Source organism: Rhodanobacter soli (genome assembly GCF_040548735.1).
Taxonomy (GTDB): domain Bacteria; phylum Pseudomonadota; class Gammaproteobacteria; order Xanthomonadales; family Rhodanobacteraceae; genus Rhodanobacter; species Rhodanobacter soli_A.
Map to the genome: position 1 here is coordinate 1,594,041 of NZ_JBEPSD010000001.1, position 20,725 is coordinate 1,614,765.

Annotated in this window: 17 protein-coding genes and 1 tRNA gene; 2 read left to right on the forward strand and 16 right to left on the reverse strand. The window is 67.1% G+C overall.

Translation table 11 applies throughout. The annotated features are described in order from the left end of the window. Positions 1-204: 204 nt before the first annotated feature. Together ABIE04_RS07325 and ABIE04_RS07330 are read right to left on the reverse strand one after the other, a co-directional pair. A tRNA-Arg gene (locus ABIE04_RS07325) sits at positions 205-281 on the reverse strand. Positions 282-425: 144 nt separating this feature from the next. After that, positions 426-2,324, reverse strand: a complete 1,899-nt coding sequence (locus tag ABIE04_RS07330; RefSeq protein WP_354548073.1) for a M61 family metallopeptidase — start codon at positions 2,322-2,324, stop codon at positions 426-428. A 286-nt stretch (positions 2,325-2,610) separates the two neighbouring features. Between ABIE04_RS07330 and ABIE04_RS07335 the strand changes: the two genes are divergently transcribed. After that, on the forward strand, positions 2,611-3,681 hold the full coding sequence (locus ABIE04_RS07335; protein WP_354548078.1) for a GGDEF domain-containing protein: 1,071 nt from the start codon (positions 2,611-2,613) through the stop codon (positions 3,679-3,681). Positions 3,682-3,693: 12 nt separating this feature from the next. Here the strand turns inward: ABIE04_RS07335 and ABIE04_RS07340 are convergent, their stop codons facing one another. The 6 genes from ABIE04_RS07340 to ABIE04_RS07365 all read right to left on the reverse strand — a co-directional run bounded on the left by ABIE04_RS07340 (position 3,694) and on the right by ABIE04_RS07365 (position 11,356). Beyond that, entirely contained in the window at positions 3,694-5,205 is a 1,512-nt protein-coding gene (locus ABIE04_RS07340; protein WP_354548082.1) for an amino acid permease, read from the reverse strand. 156 nt (positions 5,206-5,361) lie between these two features. Then, positions 5,362-6,639 (reverse strand): sterol desaturase family protein, encoded by a 1,278-nt coding sequence (locus ABIE04_RS07345; RefSeq protein WP_354548086.1) that lies wholly within the window; start codon positions 6,637-6,639, stop codon positions 5,362-5,364. Further along, positions 6,636-7,382 carry a lysoplasmalogenase gene (locus tag ABIE04_RS07350; RefSeq protein WP_354548089.1) on the reverse strand — a complete coding sequence of 249 codons (747 nt, stop codon included), beginning with the start codon at positions 7,380-7,382 and terminating at the stop codon, positions 6,636-6,638. The genes ABIE04_RS07345 and ABIE04_RS07350 overlap by 4 nt, the downstream gene beginning before the upstream one ends. A gap of 61 nt (positions 7,383-7,443) precedes the next feature. Continuing rightward, positions 7,444-9,192, reverse strand: a complete 1,749-nt coding sequence (locus tag ABIE04_RS07355) for an alkaline phosphatase (RefSeq protein ID WP_354548093.1) — start codon at positions 9,190-9,192, stop codon at positions 7,444-7,446. 94 nt (positions 9,193-9,286) lie between these two features. Next, the gene (locus ABIE04_RS07360; protein ID WP_354548097.1) at positions 9,287-9,502 is read right to left on the reverse strand and encodes a hypothetical protein; all 216 of its coding nucleotides are present in this window, start codon (positions 9,500-9,502) and stop codon (positions 9,287-9,289) included. Positions 9,503-9,640: 138 nt separating this feature from the next. Further along, positions 9,641-11,356, reverse strand: coding sequence for a sulfatase-like hydrolase/transferase (locus tag ABIE04_RS07365; RefSeq protein ID WP_354548101.1), 1,716 nt, complete (start codon positions 11,354-11,356; stop codon positions 9,641-9,643). Positions 11,357-11,572: 216 nt separating this feature from the next. On the opposite strand from ABIE04_RS07365, the gene ABIE04_RS07370 reads away from it, so the two are divergent. Beyond that, on the forward strand, positions 11,573-13,600 hold the full coding sequence (locus ABIE04_RS07370; RefSeq protein ID WP_354548106.1) for a bifunctional 2',3'-cyclic-nucleotide 2'-phosphodiesterase/3'-nucleotidase: 2,028 nt from the start codon (positions 11,573-11,575) through the stop codon (positions 13,598-13,600). A gap of 83 nt (positions 13,601-13,683) precedes the next feature. Here ABIE04_RS07370 and ABIE04_RS07375 read toward each other — a convergent pair whose 3' ends face one another. From ABIE04_RS07375 to ABIE04_RS07410, 8 genes are all read right to left on the reverse strand, one after another. Next, positions 13,684-14,193 (reverse strand): PaaI family thioesterase, encoded by a 510-nt coding sequence (locus ABIE04_RS07375; protein ID WP_354548110.1) that lies wholly within the window; start codon positions 14,191-14,193, stop codon positions 13,684-13,686. 60 nt (positions 14,194-14,253) lie between these two features. Continuing rightward, complete coding sequence (locus ABIE04_RS07380) at positions 14,254-15,330, reverse strand: alkene reductase (protein WP_354548114.1); 1,077 nt, start codon at positions 15,328-15,330, stop codon at positions 14,254-14,256. A 52-nt stretch (positions 15,331-15,382) separates the two neighbouring features. Next, a complete protein-coding gene (locus ABIE04_RS07385) occupies positions 15,383-16,087 on the reverse strand; it encodes an SDR family oxidoreductase (RefSeq protein WP_354548119.1) in 705 nt (234 codons plus the stop codon). A gap of 68 nt (positions 16,088-16,155) precedes the next feature. Next, positions 16,156-17,157, reverse strand: a complete 1,002-nt coding sequence (locus ABIE04_RS07390) for an NADP-dependent oxidoreductase (RefSeq protein ID WP_354548124.1) — start codon at positions 17,155-17,157, stop codon at positions 16,156-16,158. 92 nt (positions 17,158-17,249) lie between these two features. After that, positions 17,250-17,825 carry a TetR/AcrR family transcriptional regulator gene (locus ABIE04_RS07395; RefSeq protein ID WP_354548129.1) on the reverse strand — a complete coding sequence of 192 codons (576 nt, stop codon included), beginning with the start codon at positions 17,823-17,825 and terminating at the stop codon, positions 17,250-17,252. A 521-nt stretch (positions 17,826-18,346) separates the two neighbouring features. Next, positions 18,347-19,633, reverse strand: a complete 1,287-nt coding sequence (locus tag ABIE04_RS07400) for a cytochrome c (protein ID WP_354548133.1) — start codon at positions 19,631-19,633, stop codon at positions 18,347-18,349. Continuing rightward, complete coding sequence (locus ABIE04_RS07405) at positions 19,630-20,394, reverse strand: c-type cytochrome (RefSeq protein ID WP_436410356.1); 765 nt, start codon at positions 20,392-20,394, stop codon at positions 19,630-19,632. The genes ABIE04_RS07400 and ABIE04_RS07405 overlap by 4 nt, the downstream gene beginning before the upstream one ends. 22 nt (positions 20,395-20,416) lie before the next feature. Then, positions 20,417-20,659: a hypothetical protein gene (locus ABIE04_RS07410; RefSeq protein WP_354548138.1), complete on the reverse strand. Its 243-nt coding sequence runs from the start codon at positions 20,657-20,659 to the stop codon at positions 20,417-20,419. Between the last annotated feature and the right edge of the window lie 66 nt (positions 20,660-20,725).

Sequence of the window (20,725 nt, forward strand, 5' to 3'; positions counted from 1 at the left end):
TGCGTTTCCGAACTCATCCGTGGGATGTGCTGGTGCAGCGCGGCATATCCGCCGAAATCCGCTTCAGCCGCGGTCACTTCATCGCCGGACACGCCTGTTTCTTAACGAAAAAACGGCAATTCGTGTCAGAACCCGAAACCGCATAAAGCGTCAAAAGTGACACTTTATGGTGATTTGTCCAGACATGCAGATGCCACAGGAAAATGGTGCGCCCGGCGGGATTCGAACCCACGACCCCTGCCTTCGGAGGGCAGTACTCTATCCAGCTGAGCTACGGGCGCATGTATGGCCGCGCGCGGAGCTGTGGCCGGAGGCCGGCACCGCGGGGAGCGCAGTATAGCCGAGTTGCCGCCGGGGGGTGGACCGGCAGCGGAAACGCGATCGGCCCTCCCGAGCGGTGCCGGGAGGGCCGATGCAGGCTTGCCTCAGCGTGCCTTGAGCAGCGTGGTCAGCGTGTCGGGCTTGCTGGTGTCGCGGACCAGATGCGGGTACTTCAGACCGTCGTGATAGTCGATGCGGACGGTCTTGTACTCGTCGAAGTTCTTCACCAGCAGCTCGATCGGCTGGCTCTTGTCCTTCGCCGAGGCGGTCACCGCCTCCTTGAGCGCGTCGGCGTCATAGTCGCGGCCATTGACGGCGATCACCGTCATGCTCGGCGACAGGCCGGCCTTGAACGCGGGGCCGTCCCACAGCACGTCGCCGATGCTGCCGCCCTTGCCGATGGAAACGCCCAGCGAATAGGTGAGGTCGGCGCTATGCCGGCGCGCCTCGATCGCCTTCACCGCTTCGGACGGCTTGTCGGTGTAGACCAGTTTCCAGCCGTGCGACGCGATGCCGCCGATCAGCGGGCCATGGCCATCGAGGCGCGTGCGCAGGTACTTCGCCCAGTCGTACGGCGCGATGCCGTTGAGCGTCTTGACCACGTCCTCGAAGGTGTAGGTGTTGACGTCCCACTTGCCGTTCTCCATGCCGAAGAACGCCTTGCCGAAGTCGTCGATGCTCTTCTTGCCGCCGCTCAGCTCGCGCAGCTGGCCATCGACGTCGAGCCAGATCATCTGGCCGGCCGAGTAATAGTCCTCGCTGGCCTGGTAGTTGCGGTACGGCAACGGGCGGCGCTGCGCGATGATCGGGTCGTTGGTGGTGTCCTGCACGTTGCGGAAGCTGGCCAGGCCGGGGCGGCCCTTGTCGTAGGTGGCGGCGGTGAAGGCCCACATGTCGTGCGCCTGCTCGGTGTCCCACAGGCCCGAACGCGCGGCCATCACCTGGCCCCAGAACTGGGTCTGGCCTTCGTAGACCCACAGCAGGGTGTCGCTCATCGGCACGTTGAAGTTCGGCGTGGCGAGATCCGCGCCGCGACGGTACTTGCCGTTCCAGGAGTGGTTGAACTCGTGCGAGAACAGGTCGCGGGCCAGCGCGTTCTTCTTCCACTCGGTGAAGAAGTCGGCCGAAGTGCCGTCCTCGCTGGAGCGATGATGCTCGAGGCCATTGCCGCTCATCTTGTCGCTGAGCGAGACGAGGAAATCGTAGTGGTCGTAGTGGTGCGCGCCGTACATCTTGTACATCTGCTGGACCAGGTTCCGGAACGGCTTGATCTGCTCCGGCTTGATCTCCAGGTACTTCGCGTCATCGGCCACGATGCTCATGTGCACCGGCGCCTTGGCGCCCGGATCCAGGTCGATGCGCTTGAAGTACTTGCCGGCATAGATCGGCGAATCGACCAGGTCGTCGTAATTGATCGGCTTGAAGTTCAGCGTGTCGCCATCCCTCGAGGCCACTTCCAGCGCGGTGCCGGCCTGCCAGCCGGCGGGCAGCTTCACGCTGGCCTCGGTGTTGATCTGGCGGGCGAAGTAGCCGGCCGGATACATCGTCACCGAGTTCCACTGCAGGTTGAGCATCTCGGGCGTCATCACCACGCGGCCCTGGCGCTGGTCCTGCGACGACAGGAACTGGAATTCGACCTCTACACTGCTGGCGCCCTGCGGCACGTCGACGTGAAACGCGTAGACGTTCAGCGGGTCGCGCGTCCACGGCAGCACCTGGCCGTTCGCCTTCACCACCAGCCCGGCCATCTTGTCGATCGTGCCGTTCGGCGAATGGTTGCCCGGCAGCCACTGCGGATACAGCAGGGTCAGCGGACCGGCCTGCGCCGGGATCACCTGGTGCACGCGGAAGATGCGGTGGGCCACGTCGGTAGCGTCCACATTGATCTTCAAGGTGCCCTGGTACGGCACATCCTGCGGCGCCGGGACATCGGCAAGCGCAGCGAAACTGGCCAGGCCGAAAGCGGCAGCGGCGAGGGCGGAAGCGAGGCGGGTGGCTTTCAATGCGTTCTCCGGGGTGGGAAAGGGAAGCCTGGCGGATGCTGCCGCTCGAGCCGTATTCCACGGGGCGAGGCGGACAGGACCAGGCAGGCTCCGGGAATCCGCGTCGCGGAAAGTTGCCGCGACAGGAATTCGAGGCGTCGATGCTAGACCGGCAACACCGGGGTTCACCCCTGCCGAAGGTCACGACCATGGCTTGCACATGAACCGGTCCAGCCGACTGCGTCGACCTGGCATCCATCTTGCTCGGCTTGCGCTGACACCCTCACTCTCCGCCCGCGGGAACCGCATGCACGCCCTGTTCAAAAGCCTCCGGCTTGCCGACGACCCGGACCAGCGTCGCGAGTACAGCCGTTATCTGGCGCTGCAGATGGGGCCGATGATCCACGCCCTGATGCTGGTTGGCGCGCTCGCCTATCTGGTGGCGGTCGTCGCCAGCACCCTGGTGCGCCACTCACCGCTGCCGCTGTGGCTGCGCCTCGCGCCGCTGGTACCGCTGCTGCTGGTGACCTCGTGGACCCGGCATGTGCGGCAGCCGCGGCTGCTCAGCGTGCTGACCCTGCTGTGCGTCCTGCTGCTGGAGATCGGCATCAACCTCAACGGCTTCGGCGACATGCGCGGGCAGTCCGTGGTGTTGCCCGGGCTGCTGCTGCCGGTGGCGTCGTCGGTGATCTGGCTGGCCCGCTGGGACTTCATCGCGGCCATGCTGCTGTGCGCGCTGGGGCCGCTGCCGATGTTGCTGTTCGGCCGCATCGACAGCGCGCAGACCTTCCAGTACCTGGTCTACATGACGATCGCGATCGCGCTGTCCACGGTGCTGCGTGCGTTCATGGCGCGCACCCTGTTTGAGCAGTTCCGGCTGGAGCGCCAGCTGCGCGAGCAGGCCAACACCGACGGCCTCACCGGCCTGCTGCTGCGCAACCGTTTTCTCGAACTGGCGCGGCTCGCGCTGGGCGACATCCGTCGCCGGCAGCAGCCGGTGTGCGTGCTGTACCTGGATGCCGATCACTTCAAGCCGCTCAACGACAACCACGGCCATGCCGCAGGCGATGCGGCACTGGTCGCGCTGGCCGCGGTGATGCGCAGGCAGATGCGCCAGGGCGACCTGATCGGCCGCATCGGCGGCGAGGAGTTCGCGATGCTGCTGCCCGGTCTCGACCTGCAGCAGGCCGCCGCGCGCGCCGAACAACTGCGGCTGGCCATGCACGCAGTCCAGCGCCCGGATGGCCCGTTGACCGTGAGCATCGGCGTGGCCGAACGCAACCACGCCGACGAGGCGATCGAGACCCTGCTGGTCCGCGCCGACCAGGCCATGCGCCAGGCCAAGCGCGACGGCCGCGACCGGGTCGTCAGCGCCTGACTCTGGTGAAGCTCAGCCCCGATTCGACGACGCCAGCTTGCTGCGGCGGATGCCGTAGGCGAAGTAGATCACGCAGCCCAGTACCATCCAGACGATGAAGCGTTCGTAGGTGATCCACGGCAGGCCGTAGATCAATGCGACGGAGAACAGGATGCCGAGCGGCGCGGTGAACCACACCGCCGGGGTCTTGAAGTTGCGCTGCAGGTCCGGGCGGCGCACGCGCAGCAGCATGATCGAGGCGCAGATGATGATGAAGGCGCTGAGCGTGCCGATGTTGACCAGCTCGGCCACCTCGCCGATCGGCAGCAATCCGGCAACCAGCGCGGTGAACACGCCCAGGATCAGGGTCGGCCGCGCCGGCGTGCCGAAGCGCGGGCTGACCTTGGCGAACCAGGTCGGCAGCAGGCCGTCGCGGGCCAGCGCGAACCAGATCCGTGCCGCGCCCAGCATGAACGCGAACAGCACGCTGGTAACGCCGATCACCGCGGCCGCCGCGATCGTGATGCTGAGCCAGTGCAGGCCGATCGATTCGAACGCGTCGGACACCGAGGCCTCGCCGCCGAGCTTGCTGTAGTGGGAGATGCCGGTGAGCACCAGCGACACCGCGATGTACAGCACCATCGCGATCCCCAGCGACAGCAGCACCGCGCGCGGCAGGTCGCGCTGCGGATTCTTCGATTCTTCCGCCGCGGTGGTCAACGTGTCGTAACCGAACACCGCGAAGAACACCACGCTGGCGCCGGTCAGCACGCCCTGCCAGCCGAAGTGGCCGATGCCGGTGCTGACGTCGACCACGCGCGCCGGGATGAACGGATGCCAGTTCGCCGTGTCGATGTAGAACACGCCGACCAGCACCACCAGCAGTACGCCGATCACCTTGATCGCCACCACCAGGGTATTGAAGCGCGCGCCCCACTCGGTGCGCACGGTCAGCAGCACGGCGACCGCCAGCGACACCGCCGCGGCGATCACGTTGAAGCGGTGGCCGTCGCTGGGCCCGGCGATCGCCGTCGAACCGTGCAGGCCGAACAGCTGCTGCAGGTAGTACTCCATGGTCTGCGCGCTCATGCTCTGCTGCGCCCACTCTGGCAGGTGCACGCCGGCCGAGTTCAGCAGCACCTGCACGTAGCCGGACCAGCCGATCGCCACCACCGCGACCACCAGCGCGTACTCCAGCAGCAGGTCCCAGCCGATGATCCAGGCGGCGAACTCGCCGAGCACCGCATAGCCGTAGGTATAGGCGCTGCCGGTGACCGGGATCAGCCCGGCGAACTCGGCGTAGCACAGCGCGGCGCAGGCACTGCCGAAGCCGGCGATGAGGAAGCTGATCGCCACCGCGGGGCCGGCGTTCATCGCCGCCTGCTGGCCGGCCAGCACGAAGATGCCCACGCCGATGATGCCGCCGATGCCGATCGCGGTGAGTTGCCACAAGCCCAGCACACGGCGGAAATCGCCACGCGTACCGGCCTCCGCCTGCAACTGCTCGACCGTCTTGTGGCGCACCAGCTTGCTGAAGAATCCCATCGCCTGCCCCTGAGTTAAGCAAGCGGCGATCATAGCGAATGCATGGGCAGGCACACAGCGCGGTGCAACACGGCAGCTGCCGGACCGCCGAAATGCCGCGCAAATCCGCCAGGGCGGGCACCGCGCGCCGCTTTTAGCCGAAGGACGGTGCCGACCCTACCGCAGCGAAGCGGCTGCGGATCCAGCGGGAGCGGCGGCGCCGGCCGACGAGGGGCGCAGCCATGGCAGCGCCATCGCACTGAGCCCGAACACCACCGCGATCGCCAGCGCGATATGGCCATCCAGATGGCCGATGCCGAACCAACGCCCGCCGAGCAGCGGCACCGCGGCCGTGGCCAGCACGCGCACGCCTTCCGCCCACGGCGCCCAGCGCCGGCCTTCCATCAGCGCGCCGATCACGCACAGGCCGGCGACCAGGTAGACCGCATAGCCCAGCAACGCCGGCAGGCTGGCCGTACCGGCCATGCCGAGGAACTGCGTGGTCATACCCAACAGCAGCGCGAACTGCAGCAGCACGTAGAGCTTCAGCGGCCGCGGCAGCGGCGGGTCGAAGCGCTCGCTTGGCAGCACGAAATCCGGCTTCGGGTAGCGCGCCGCCACGTCGGCGGGGCGCCAGCCCGGCGGCTTCAGCCATACCAGCAGCTTGTCGCGCCAGCGCCGCGCATGCCACGCGTCCAGCGCGGTATGCCAGTACACCTCGGCGTTCGCCCACAGCGGGTTCCAGCTGCGCAGCGGCGAGCGCGTGCCGTACACCGGCGGGTCGGTGTCGTCTTCCTCGACGAAGCTGCCGAACAAACGGTCCCACACGATCAGGATGCCGCCGTAGTTGCGGTCGAGGTAGCGGTCGTTCACGGCATGATGCGCGCGATGGTTGGACGGCGAGCAGAACACGCGGTCGAACCAGCCGAGCCGGCCGATCTGCTCGGTGTGCACCCAGAACTGGTACAGCAAGTCGATCAGCGCCACGATCACGAACACCTTCAGCGGCACGCCGAGCACGGCCAGCGGCAGGTAGAACAGCCAGCCCAGCAGCACGCCGCTGCCGGTCTGGCGCAGCGCGGTGGAGAGGTTGTAGCGCTCGCTCTGGTGGTGCACCACGTGCGCGGCCCACAGGATGTTCACCCGGTGCCCGCAGCGGTGCAGCCAGTAGTAGCAGAAGTCGTACAGCAGCAGCGCGCCGGCCCACACCATCCAGCTGTCCTCCGGCAGCGCGAACAGCGCCAGGTGTTCGACACACCACGCATAGATGCCGATCGTCAGCAGCTTGCTGAACACGCCGATCAGCTGCGAGATCACCCCCAGTCCGATGCTGTTGACCGCGTCGTTGCTGGCATACGCCTCGCGCCCGCGCAGCTTCGCCACCAGCAGTTCGATCCCGATCAGCAGGAAGAACACCGGCGTGGCCCAGGTGATGATGAGTTCCTGCGTATTCACTGCGCTGCACCCGCCTCGATCGCCGTGCCGACGCGCTGCACCGAGCGCGCGATCCACCACAACGCCAGATAATACGCCGACAGCACCCACAGGCTGGACCACGGGATCGCGCCGTGGAAGCGGTTCCACGCCAGCAGGCTGTCGCTGAGCAGGAACATCAGCGCGCCGGCCGCCGCCAGCCGCGCGGCCGGCGCCTGCGCGTCGCTGCGCTGCGCGAACAGCCGCGCCCGCACCAGCGCCTGCCCGCCCATGCACGCCAGCACCAGCACGTACACAATCACCGGCACGCGCAACGGCGCACCGATCGCATCCCACAGCAGGTAGAGGTTCACCGCGCCGTAGCCGAGGCAGGCCAGCAATAGCAGCGGCCGCGCGCCGAAGCGGCTGTCGCCGAGGAAGGCGGCGATGAAGCACAGGTGGCCGCACAGGAACGCCACGAGTCCCGGCACGAACAGATCGCCCGGCAACATGAGGAACACGTCACCGAGCAGCGAACAGGCGATGCCGGCCAGGATCAAACGCCGGTAGCGCGGCGACTGCGCCGGACGCGCGCGCCACGCCAGCACGAAGATCAGCGCGGTGGCCAGCGGCTTGCCGGACCAGTGCAGCCAGCGCCAGCCCTGGCCGGGATCGGCGGCGGCCAGCAGCGCGCCGGCGATGGCGGCCATCGCGGCGCCCAGCGTGGCGAGCGCGAGCAGGCGCGGGTACGCTGCGCGCGCAGCGTCGAGGGTGACGGCGGACATGCACGATCCGGGAGGCGAATGTCGCCCGATCATAGCCTGGGCAACTGCCGGCGCGACGCTTTCAGCGGGCGGCCGCTCCGGCCTGCTGCAGCCATGCCTGCCGCGTCGGCCGCTCCACCGGCACGCCGTCGGCATTGCAGCTGCCCAGCTTGCACAGCTCGGCGCGTAGCCGCGGCGCGTGCTGCACGATCACGTGGAAGATCACGTTCTGCTCCAGCTCGCCGTGGAACGCGGCGGCGCCGGGACCGGTGGCGAAGATCGCCACGTCCTCGCCGCCGTGGGTTTCGCTTTTCAGCGGCAGGATCGCCTCCTGCAAATAATCCGGATCGGTGGTGTCGACCTCGCGCAGGTCGGGCCGGCCCTTGCCGATCGCGCTGTATTCGCGCGGGTTGTGCGGAAAGCGCTTGCTGCCTTCCGGCTGCTGGTCGCTGGCGCCGGTATAGCCGGGGCCGTTGGCGAAACCGAGCGTGGTGTACGGCAGGCCGGTGGCGTCGCGCGCCAGGCCCGGCGCGCTTTCGTCGTCGTAGCTGTCGGTGGCGCCGGTGACCTTGCCCAGGATCGGGTTGCCGCGGCGCGGATAGCCGGCGAAGGTCAGCGTGTGGCTGTGGTCGGCGGTGACCACGATCAGCGTCTCGGCCGGGTCGGTGTGCTCCAGCGCGGCCTGCACCGCGGCGGCGAAGCTGACCGTCTCGTCCAGCGCGCGGTAGGCGTTGCCGGCGTGCAGCGCGTGGTCGATGCGGCCGCCCTCGACCATCAGGAAGAAGCCGTTCGGGTTCTGTTTCAGCACCTCGATCGCGCTGGCCGTCATCTCGGCCAGGCTCGGCTCGCCGGCCTTGTCGCGCGGGCGCTCGTGTTCGTAGTTCATGTGCGAAGGCTCGAACAGGCCGAGCAGGCGCGGCGTGCGCGAAAGGTCCAGCGCCTTCAGCTGCGCCGCGTTCCACACGTACTTGCCGTCCGGATGGCTGGACGTCCATTCGCCGATCAGGTTGCGGCCGTCGAGGCGCTGGCCGACGCGGGTCGGATACTCCGGATCGTCCGCGCCGGCCGGCATGAATTCGGTACGGCCGCCGCCCATCGCCACGGTCAGTCCGCCGGCGACCGGGAAGTCGATCAGCTGCGCGGCGAAATCCTTGCAGCCGGCGGCCTTCGCCGCTTCGCTCAGGTCGGCGTCCACCTCCCAGTTGCGCTCGGGCAGGTGGCCGTAGGTAGCGGCCGGGGTGGCGTGGGTGATCCGCGTGGTGGTGACCGCGCCGGTGCTCATGCCGGCCGCTGCGGCCAACTCCAGCGCGCTGACCAGTTCCTGCCCGCGCGTGCCGGCGCAGTCCTGCCGGCGCGGCACCTGCGATACGCCGATGAAGCCCGCGCGGGTCTTCACGCCGGTCATGATCGCGGTCATGGTGCCGGCCGAGTCGGGGGTTTGCTGGTCGGTTTCATAGGTGCGCGACAGCGCGCTGAACGGAAACCGCTCGAAGCTCAGGCGATAGCTCTCGCCATCCACGCCGGCACGCTGGCCGGCCAGCACGTGTGCGGCGGCGATGGTGGGGATGCTCATGCCGTCGCCGAGGAACACGATCACGTTCTTCGCGCGCTGGCCGCCCGCGTTCGCCTGGGCGGAGGCCAGCGCCGCCTGCGCCGCGCCGCTGCGGAACCACCACTGCGGCGTCTCGCCCTGCGGGCGCTGGATCGCCGGCACGGCGATCGCCGCCGGTGCCGTCGACGACGTCATCGGTGGCTGGCTGGCGCAGGCGCCGAGCGTGGAGAGCGCGGCGCCCAGCAGGAACGGGCGTACGGGGGAAGGGAAACGGGGCATGCGGATCTTCCTGGCATCGCGTGGACGTCCACGCGGATCGCCAGCGATCATAGCCGAGGCATGCGAACGTTCCGTGGCAACGGCGCGGCCGCGTTCAACCCCTGCCGTACATCCTGCGGTACACCGCGCTCACCCGTGCTTCCAGCGCGCCGCCCTGATGGGCCCGCTGGAACGCATCGTTGAGCTGCTTCTCGGCCGCATGCAGGTCGCGCAGGAATTGCCGGGTGTCGTTCGACAGGCCGCAGTCGGCCATTCGCCGCTCCAGGCTGGCGTCGAGGGTTTCGAGGCGTTTTGGCTTGCGCTCGCTCATGCCTGATGCAAGCAAGAGTTCTGCCAGTGGCGTCGATCCCCGCAGCACGCGGCATGCGGACGATCCATCCGCCCGCCGCGATGGCCACCGGCGGCGCAAACTGCCGCTGCGGGTCAGCCGCGACCGGCGGCGGCTCCCTCACTGGTACACGTGCAGCCGCCCGATCGTCCACGCGTGGTAGGACGCCAGCAGACCCGGCACGGCGCAGTCGCTGTACAGGCCGTTGCAGCGCTCGCGCAGCCCGCTGGCCGCGGTGAAATAGGCGTCGGTGGGCAGGCCCGCCGCCTGCAGCACCATGCTGGGCAGGAACGCGATGTCGAGCATCGGGTACGCCGGCAGCGGCGGGCCGGCGAAGTTGCTCTTGAGCATGTAGTAGGTGAGGTAGTGCTGGTACGGCTGCAGTGCCGGCGGCAACCGGCGCGACAGGTTGCGGATCTGGCCGTTGAACGACGGCTGGTGGTCGCCGAAATGGAGCAGCACGGTCGGCTGCGGACGATCGAGGAAGGCGTGCTCCAGCGCGCGCATCGCCAGGTCGGAATCGTGCAGGCGCGACAGGTAGGTATCGAAGTTCAGCGCCGTGTTCGCCGGCAACCCGCGCAGCAGGTTGCGGAAGGGCCGCGGCAGCGTCGCCATCGGCTGGTGGTCGTGCGGACCGTGCTGGTTCAGCGTCAGGATCATGATGAACACCGGCTGCCCCGGCTTGCGGACCTGGTCGTAGATGCGCTTCGCCGCGGCGAACATCTGCGCGTCGCTTTCCTCCCACTCCTCCAGGCCCAGCTCGTCGGCGCCGTACAGGTGGTCGAAGCCGTAGGCCTGGTACGCGTTGCGCCCGTTGATGAAGCTGGCGCTGGTCGGGTAGATGCCGATGGTGAGGTAGCCGAGCCGGCGCAGCTGCAGCGCCAGCGCATCGTGCACGTTCGGCGCCAGCACGTACGGCGCGTACATGCCGCCCGAGCCGAAGATGTCCTGCGGCATGCCGGTCAGCGCGGCGAACTCGCTGACCCAGGTGCCGCCGCCGAACGTGTGCACGCGCAACACGCCATGCGCACGGGTGCGCGCGTCGGGCCGGAACATCGCGACCCGGCACTGCGGCACGTTGCAGGCGTCGTAGATCGACGGGTCGAAGGTGCTTTCCTCCAGCACCTGCACGATGTCCGGGTACGGCGGCGGCATGCTGCCCAGGCTGCCCGGCGCGGTCGCGCCCCAGTCCCGTTCGGCCACGGCATCGCTGGCCATCGCCGGCAGCTCCACGTCAGCGTCGTGCAGGTTGACAAAGAAATTCGTCAGCTGCGCATCGTCGGACATCCTTTGCCACGCGTTGCGCGAGTGCACCTGCGCAAACGGTCCGGTGGGCAGCATGCACAGCCAGAACGCCAGCGTACACAGTGCGGCACCCCCAATGCGCATGCCGGCGGCGCGGCGCGGCCGCGGCCTGGAGGGCAGCACGTGCCAGTCCCAGCGCCACACCAGGTACAGCAGCGGCGGCAGCAGCACGCACAGGCCGATCCCCACCGTGTACAGGTGCGGATAGTGGCGCAGCGTGTCGAGCAGACTGGTGCGCACGTAATAGATGAAGTCCGACGGCATCAGCTGCGAGTCGAGGTAGCGCAGCTTCAATTCCGCCACGGACTTCAGCAGCAGGAACAGTCCGCCGCCGACCAGCAGCGCCGTGGCGAAGCGGCCGAACGCGAACAGCAGCGCGCCGAACGTGCACAGCATCAGCCCCGCGATGAAGCCGCGCTGCAGCGGCAGCGGCTCCTGCCAGGCGGTGAGCGCGATGCAGGCGGCGAAGAAAAGCAGCGCGCACAGCACCACCGCACCTGCCCGCGTGGGGCGCAACGACATTCGACGCATGGCTGGAGAGTCCCCCCGTAAGGACCGATGTCACTGGAACGCCATCTTACGGTCTTGCAGCGGCAACGTACCGGCACCCCGACGCGCTGTTCCACTGGCGTTGGGCTTGGCGTGGCGGGCGGAGCGAAGGCCGTTCCCGGTGACGGCGTGCAAGCACCCGGCCACCCCGATCTGCTAGCTTTCGCGATCTGAACCCGCACGTCCCACGGAACCGCCATGCCGCCTCGCCTGACCCCGTTCGCCACCCCGCTGCTCGCCCTCGGTGCCGCCCTGCTCGCCGGCTGCTCCAGCCTGCCCTGGGCGGCCGGAAGGACGCCCGACGGCGCGCGCGCGAACGTGGCGATCCTGGAAACCACCGACGTGCATGCGAACGTGCTCAGCTACGACTACTACAAGCTGAAACCGGACGCCTCGCTCGGCTACGAGCGCACCGCCACGCTGATCCGCCGCGCCCGCGCCGAGTTCCCCAACACCTTCCTGTTCGACAGCGGCGACACCATCCAGGGCAGCGTGCTGGCCGACTACCAGGCGCTGGTGAAGCCGGTGACCTGCGCGCAGGAGCTGGCCGTCTACAAGGCGATGGACGCGATGGACTACGACGGCGGCACCGCCGGCAACCACGAGTTCAACTACGGCCTGGGCTTCCTGTCGCAGGTCACCGGCACGCCGATGAACGTGGACGGCGGCCGCAGCGACCACTGTGCCGGCCCGCACTTTCCGCTGGTGCTGGCGAACGTCTACAGCGCGCGCGACGGCAAGCCGATCTTCAAGCCGTGGACGGTGGTGACCAGACAGATCGAGGCGTATACGGCCGACGGCAGCAAGCTCAGCGTGCCGCTGAAGGTCGGCATCATCGGCTTCACCCCGCCGCCGATCATGGACTGGGACAAGCAGCACCTGGCCGGCAAGGTCACCGTCAGCGGCGTGGTCGAAGCCGCGCATAAGTACCTGCCGGAACTGCAGGCGCAGCATCCCGACCTGATCGTGGCGATCCTGCACGGCGGCCTGAACACCGCGCCGTACACCCCGGACATGGAAAACGCCGGCTGGTACCTGGCCGGCGTACCCGGCATCGACGCGCTGCTGCTCGGCCACTCGCACGCCGAATTTCCCGGCCCGCGCTACGCCGGCCTGAAGGAGGTCGACGCCCAGCGCGGCCTGGTGCGCGGCGTGCCAGCGGTGATGGCGGACTTCTTCGGCAAGGACCTGGGCGTGATCCGGCTGGTGCTGGATCGCAAGGACGGCCGCTGGGTGGTCGACCGCGAGGAAAGCCACAGCGAGGTGCGGCGCATCTGCAGCAAACCGGGCGGCCCGAACAAGTCGGGTCCGCAAGCTGTCGAGTGCGTGCCGGCCGACCCGGCGATCGCGCCGCTGGTGCAGCAAGCGCACGAGGCGGCAATCGCCTACGTCAACACGCCGATCGGCGAAAGCACGCTGCGCATGAGCAGCTATTTCGCCGACGAGGGCAACATGACCGCGCTGGCGCCGGTCAACGCGGCCCAGATCGACTACGTGCGCACCGAACTGTCGCGTTCGCATCCCGAGCTGGCCGGCGTGCCGGTGCTGGGTGCCGCCGCCGCATTCCGCACCGGCTTCGGCGGACCCGACGACTACACCGACGTCGCGCCCGGCCCGCTCACCCTGCGCAGCGCCGCCGATCTGTACTTCTACCCGAACACGCTGGCCGCGGTGAAGACCGACGGCGCCGGCCTGAAAGCCTGGCTGGAAAAATCCGCCGAACGCTTCAACCGCATCGACCCGACGAAGGCCGGCGAACAGGCCCTGATCAACAGCCGCTACACCGGCTACAACTTCGACCAGATCCAGGGCGGCATCCGCTACGTCATCGACGTCTCGAAGCCGGTCGGCCAGCGCATCACCACGCTGACCTTCCAGGGCAAGCCGGTCGAACCGGGCCAGCCCTTCGTCGTGGTCACCAACAACTACCGCGCCAACGGCGGCGGCCACTTCCCCGGCCTCGACGGCAGCAACATCGTGCTGGCCGCCCCCGACGGCACCCGCGAAATCCTGGCCAAATGGCTGGAAAGCAGGAAGCAGATCAGCGCAAAGGACCTCGAACCCACCTCATGGAACTTCGCGCCGATGAAGACCCGTGGACCGGTCGTGTTCACCGATGCCAGCGGCAAACAGGACGTGGCGCGTAAGGCCGGACTCGATCACATCCGCCAGCTGAAGGATCACGGCGACGGCACGGCGACTTACGGGATCGACCTGTCGCGCTGAGGATCGCAATAAGCAGGAATGGCAGCGTCCGCTTCCGCCGCCCGAAGCGGACCTTCGCTCGTGGGTTTCAGGTGCGCATTGCGTCAAGCGCGTTTAGCTGCGTAAAGCACCATCTGCGTGCATCGGAACAGCGCGATGGTTTTGCCGGATTCGCGGTGCGTCACCGTGGCATCCCAGACTTGAGTCGTCTTTCCCAGATGCGCTGCGGTGGCAACGCACTCGATCGTCCCCTCGGTCGCGGTGCCGAGGTGGTTGGACTTCAGCTCAACCGTGGTGAAGCCCGAGGCTCCCTCCGGCAAGCTCGCAACGCAACCGTATCCCGCTGATGTATCCGCAAGGGCTATCACGCTGGCCGCGTGAAGAAAGCCGCTCGGTGCCATCAGGGAAGGTTTTACAGGTAGCTCCGCACGGACTTCGGACGCACCGACGTGGGTGATGACGATGCCGAGGCTGCCGGGCAAGTGATCGATGCCAATTCGGTTGAAGTGTTCCGCTGTAAACATGGATGGCTGACCTCGCAGGAGTGTTGAACAGGGAAGGCGCTGATTGCGCCGCGACGGCTCGAAGGGCCGAAGCCGCGCGGTGGTGTTCATGTGGAGCGTTCGGCCAGTCGCGTTTCACCGCACTGACCTGAGCGCCAGCGTCGTCGAAGATCAGGCCACGAGTGCCGGATAGTCGGTGTAACCCGTCGGGCCGGGGGTGTAGAAGGTAGCCATGTTGATGTCATTCAGCGCCGCATCGGCATGCATGCGCTCCACCAGGTCGGGATTGGCGAGGAACGCGCGGGCGAAGGCGATGAGATCGGCCTGGCCTGCCTTGAGCGCAGCCTCGGCACCGGCCCGATCGAAGCCGCCGGCCAGGATGAACAAACCATGGAATGCCGCGCGAAGCCGTGCTTTGAACTCGGCCGGTACCGATGGCGCACCCATCGCCGAATGGTCGAGCAAGTGGACGTACAACAAGTCCAGCTTCGACAGCTCCTGGGTGAGTGCCAGGTACTGAGCCTCGACGTCGGGGAACGCGCCGGTGCCGTTGAACACGCCGTAGGGTGACAGCCGGATCCCGACGCGATGGGCGCCAATGACAGCAGCGGTCGCATGCGCGACTTCGAGCGCGAAGCGATTGCGGCCCTCGATGCTGCCACCGTAGCCATCGGTGCGCTGATTGACCTGGGAGTTGAGGAACTGTTCGATCAGATAGCCGTTCGCAGCATGTAACTCGACGCCATCGAATCCCGCTTCGATGGCCAGTCGAGCTGAGTTCGCATATTCGTCGACGGCATGGGCGATGTCGGTTGCGGTCATCGCGCGCGGCGTGCTGTGTGGTTGCATGCCCTGCGCATCGGTGTACATCTCGCCGGGACAGGCATCAGCCATCGGGCCGAGCACTTCCGCGCCGGCAGGCAGGTTCGCCCGGTGCGTCACGCGACCGGTGTGCATCAGCTGCACGAAGATCTTGCCGCCCCTGGCGTGCACCGCGTCGGTGACGGCCTTCCATCCACGCACCTGTGCTTCGTTGAAGAGTCCGGGAATGCGCGCGTAACCGAGGCCATTTGGCGACGGCGAGGTACCCTCGGTGATGATCAGGCCCGCCGAGGCACGCTGGCCGTAGTACTCGGCCATCAAGGCGTTGGGGGTGTTGGCATCGACGGCGCGACTGCGCGTCATCGGCGCCATCACGGCACGATTGGCAAGTTGCAGGGAAGCGGTGACGAGAGGTTCGAAAAGCATGACGGTCCTTGAGTAAGTAAAGGGCTGGATGGTTGGCTGACAGCGTTCGACCTCAGGAGGTCTGCGGCAGGTAGCTGGGCCTGGCTGCCGTCAGCCCATGCTTGACCTGCACAGTCAGATCATCGGCAAGAACTTCATCGAGGCCGGCCTCGAGGCCATCGAGCGCACGCCTGACGATCTCCCCTGGAGTGGACTTCGGTGCATCCAGCCCGCGGGTGAGGTCGGTGTCGACATAAGCCATGTGCAGGGCAAGCACTTGCGTGTGCTGTGCGGCCAGTTCGTTGCGCAAGGCATTGGTGAGCGACCATGCGGCCGACTTGCTGGCCGAATAGGCGGCCAGCTCGCCACCGTTCACCCACGAGCCAACCGACAGCACATTGAGCAGGGCGCCGCCGCCATTCATCTTGAGGATCGGTGCAAACGCCTTGCTCAAGCGAAGCATCGCGAAAAAGTTGGTTTCGAAGATGCGTCGGGTGACCTCTTCGCTGTCCGGGGCCAGAAAGCCACCGGGTTGGGCGATACCAGCGTTGTTGATCAGCAACGTCACGTCGGACGCCAATGCGGCAGCGGCCGCCACGTCGACCGGTTGATTGACGTCGAGTCGAAGCGCCTGAACACCGGGAGGGAGGGCGACGGAGGTGTCGCGCACGCCGGCGTACACCTTGCGCGCACCGCGGGCGAGCAGCTCATGTGCGAATGCCAGGCCGATGCCGCGATTGGCACCGGTGACGAGGACGGTGGCGTTTTCAATCTTCATTGGAATTTCCAGATAACGGGAAAAAAATTCAGCTGCCTGGCTTTCAGGCAACACTGGAACGGACAAACTCACTTGACCTTGATGACGACCTTGCCCTTCGCGCGGCCTGCTTCGACGTAGGCCATGGCCTCGTTGGTCGATTCGAACGGAAACACCTTGTCCACCACCGGACGAATCGCGCCGGCGTCGATGAGCGGAGTGATCTCACGCAGTTGGCCGCCGCTGGCTTTCATGAAAAGGAAGGAGTAGTCGACACCGAGACGTTTTGCCCTTCGACGCACGCCGGAGCTCAACAAACGCAGGATCAGTTTCACGAAGCCAGGCGCGCCGATGTCCGCCGCGAATGCGGGGTCGGGTGGGCCGGAGATGGAGATGAGCTGGCCACCGGGTTTCAGGATGCGCAGGGATTTCTCCAGCGTCTTGCCGTCCTGGCTGTTCAGGACCACGTCGTAGCCATGCAGGATGCTTTCGAAGTCCTGCTTCCTGTAGTCGATGACGATATCGGCACCGAGGCGCCGCACCCAATCGACATTGGCCGTGCTTGTGGTGGTGGCGACGATGGCGCCCAGATGCTTCGCCAGCTGGATCGCAAAGGTGCCCACGCCGCCCGAGCCGGCCTGGATGAAGACTTTCTGACCTTTTTTCAGGTTCGCCTTTTCAACCAGGGCCTGCCACACCGTCAAACCGACCAGCGGAATCGATGCCGCTTCTTCCATGCTGAGGCTGGCGGGTTTGCGCGCGACGGCGCTTTCGTTCACGGCAATGAACTGCGCAAGCGTGCCGATGCGGTGATCAGGCGCACGCGAATACACTTCGTCGCCTACCTTGAATTGCTGCACCCGCGATCCAACGCGGGACACAACGCCAGCCACGTCATGGCCCAGTACCAACGGTATGCGGTATGGCAGGATCAGTTTGAATTCACCGCTTTTGATCTTGGAATCCAGCTGGTTCAAACCTGCGGCGTGGACCTCGATCAGCACATCGTCGTCGCCAAGCTCGGGCTCCGGCATCTCGCCCAGCCGCATCGGATCCTGCTTGCTGTACCGATCAGTGATGAATGCTTTCATGATGCTTCTCTTTCGTAGATTGGTCGGCAAAGAACGCAATATGACGAACATCATATTAATTGGCGAACGAATGAACTTGGTTCGAATCGATTTCAGGTAAGTGCGAGATGCCTCAGCGCAGACTCGCGCAGCCCGTCGGAGAGCTTTGGTTCATCGACGGCGCGCGCCAGCATCAATGCGCCAACCATCGTCGCGACAGTGACGAGGGCACGTTCGTGCGCACTTGGTTGCCCCCAGTCGGGTGAGTGGCGGGCGACAAGATCGATCATCTCCTTGATCCGACGCGTGGCGGCGCGCCTGACCTCCGGCGTCTGGCGCGGCATCTCCGAGCCGAGCGCGGCAGCCGCACAACCGGTTTCGATCCCTTCCAGGTGTTCCTTGGAGAGATAAGCCTGCAGCATGGCCGGAAGCGCCTGCTGCTGTGGCAACTTGGCGGCAATACGCTCCATCATCGCCACGCTTTCACTACCGGCACGGTCGGCAGCCTCGGCGAGCATCGCTTCCCGCGACGGAAAATGCGCATAGAAGCCGCCATGGGTCAGACCGGCGTCTTTCATGATGTCGGCAACGCCGGTGCCGTTGTAGCCGCTACGCCGGATCGCGCGCGCCGCGGCGTCAACGATGCGGTCGTGGGTGACTTCCTTGGATTTGGCGGCAGTCTTTCTCATATGATGCGCATCATATGATCTTCATGTATTGGCTGCAAGAGGGTTCCGGGCGACACCGGTCCCGGTTGGGAGGGCACGAACGTCCGCCTCTGACCGATCGCGGCCCCTTGCGACAGCCTGGCGGCACGTCGAAATTGCGGGATTGGTTCGCAGCCTATCGCCCTTCGCCGCCGCAACGCGGCGGCGTACCGAGTACGCGCAGAATGCGCGTTGCTCTACCCGTGGCTCCTCTGAAGCGGCGGCGGGTGGAGGGATCAGCCCGCGGGGTGGTTCGCATGCATGCGAACAAGTTTGGCGTCAGTCCATGGCGAGGGCAGGATGCCCGAGTTGAGGCAACGCAGGAGCGGTTGCCCGATGGACTGTCGACAACCCCGTAACCCGCACGCGAACCTTGCGGACAGGATGTCCGCAGGGCGCGGAAGCCAGGTGGCCTTAGGAAGATCAAGAGCGAACCCAGCCCAACCCTCCCCTGGGAGCAGAGGATGGAATACCTCGCGGCCTCGCCGAAACTCCTGCAGCGCTCAATCGATCGGCGTATGCCGATACGTGCCCACATCCGCAGGCTTCACCGGCCCGGCCTTGTTCGACCACGACTGCCGGATATAGCCGACCACCGCGGCGACGTCCTCGTCGTTCAGCTGCTGCGCGAACGGCGGCATCGAGTAGGGCTTCGGGTTGCCGGCGGTGGTCGGGGCGAAGCCGCCGAGCAGCACGCTGCGGATCGCGTTGATGCCGGTCGGTTCGGTGACCGAAGTGTTGCCGTCGAGCGGCGGGTAGACGCCGGCCACGCCGCGACCGTCCGCACCGTGGCAGTCGGCACAGCGCTGCGCGTAGAGCTTGCCGCCCTGCTCGTGGCTGGCCGTCCGTTTGAACGGTGCCGGCGCGGGCTGCGCGCGCGGCGGCAGCGACTGCAGGTAGACGGCCACCGCCTGCAGGTCGGCGTCAGTCATGTGTTGGGTGCTCAGGCGCACCACGTCGGCCATCGGCCCGAACGCGCTGCCCTTGCCCGACTGGCCGGTCTTCAGCAGATCGACGATGTCTTGCGCGCTCCAGCCGTCGAGGCCGCCGCCGGGTTGCGTGCTGAGGTCGGGCGCGTACCAGTCCAGTTGCGGGATCTGGCCGCCGGTGAGGTGACGGCTCTGCTCGATGCCGCCGAGCGCGTCGCGCGTGGTGTGGCATTCGTTGCAGTGACCCAGGCCCTGCACCAGGTAGGCGCCGCGGTTCCACTGTTCGGACTTCGCCGGGTCGGGCCGGTACTCGCCCGGCTTGAAGTACAGCGCGCGCCAGGCGACCAGGCTGCTGCGCACGTTGTAGGGAAAGCCCAATCCCAGTTCGGTATCCAGCCGATGCACCGGCGGCAATGACTTCAGGTAGGCGAAGATCGCCAGCGCGTCATCGCGGGTCACCTTGGTGAACGAGGTGTACGAGAACACCGGATACAGCAGCTCGCCCTGGCGGCCCGTGCCCAGATGCAGCGCATTCCAGAAATCATCGAAGCTCCATGCGCCGATGCCGGTTTCCGGATCGGGCGTGATGTTCGGTGCCGGCACATCGCCGAACGGCGTGCCCAGCGAGCGGCCGCCGGCGTAGCGCTGGCCGTCGCGCGCGGTGTGGCAGGCGGCGCAGTCGCCGACCGTGGCCAGGTATTCGCCGCGGGCGATCCGCGCCGGATCGTGCAGCGCGGCGGCATCCGCCTCGCGCTGCGCGGGCGACGACGCCTGCTGACCAGCGCGGCCGACGTACCGCCAGCCCAGCACGACGATCACCAGCAACGCCAGCAGCCACCCTCCGCGTCGCCACCGTTTCATGGGCCCGCTCCGCTCTTGCCCATCACGCACCAGCCCGGCAACGGTTCGGTCTGCGCACTGGCCGGTTCCGGATGCATGTCGGCCGGCGGCGCGTGGCTGGCCAGCCACGCGGATACGGCGGTGATGTCCGATTCGCGCATGCGGTTGGCAACCACGCCCATGCAATAAGGCCCTTCGGCCGCGCGCTGGCGCGTGCGCCACGACACCAGCTGGGTGCTGAGGTAGCCGTACGACAGGCCCATCAGGCCCGGCATCATCGGTTCCACGCCGGTGAGCTTGCCGCCATGACAGCTGACGCACGACGGCACGCCGCGGGTCGAGTCGCCGCGCAGCACCAGTTGCTCGCCGCGCCGCAGGATCTCCGCGGACACCGCCGGTACCGGCAGCTTCCGGTAGGGCACGTCCTGCTGCACGAAGTACTCGGCGATGTCGCGCAGGTACGCCGGGCTCAGCTGGCGCACCACGTATTCCATCGGCGCGTGCCGGCGCTGGCCGGTCTGGAAATACTCGAGCTGCTGGATCAGGTAGCCCGCCGGCTTGCCGGCCAGACGCGGAATCACCACGCTGTCCGGCGAACCCTCGCCGTGCACGCCGTGGCAGCTGGTGCATGCCGCGACGCGCTGCTGCATGGTGTCGGGCACCAGCGGCGCTGCGCCAGTCTGGGCGGCCGCCGTGCTGCACGCGCCGAAGGCAAACAGCACGGTGGCCACGCGCAGCACATGTCCGCGCCACCGCTTGCGCAATGAATCCAACCTGATCATCCGGGGATTGTAGGCGCACGGGTCAGCGCGGACCGGCGGCAAATACGGCATCGCGACAACCTGCCGCAGCGTGATGGCGCGGCGCCTCCCGGCGGAAAAGTTGCAAATGAATCTGTTGACCGCAGCGCAACCTTCCCTCTAAGGTCGAACCCATGTCGCCGCTTTCCACGCCAGCACGCATGCGCCTTGCCCCGGTCTCCGCCGGGTATGCGCCATTGCCGGCCGGCGTCATCCACCGTTCCTTCGCCACCACCACCACGACCACGATTACCACTCGGTCGGGGTGGGTGTCCGTGCGCGACTAGGTTCTTCACTACGCAACGGCCCCGCC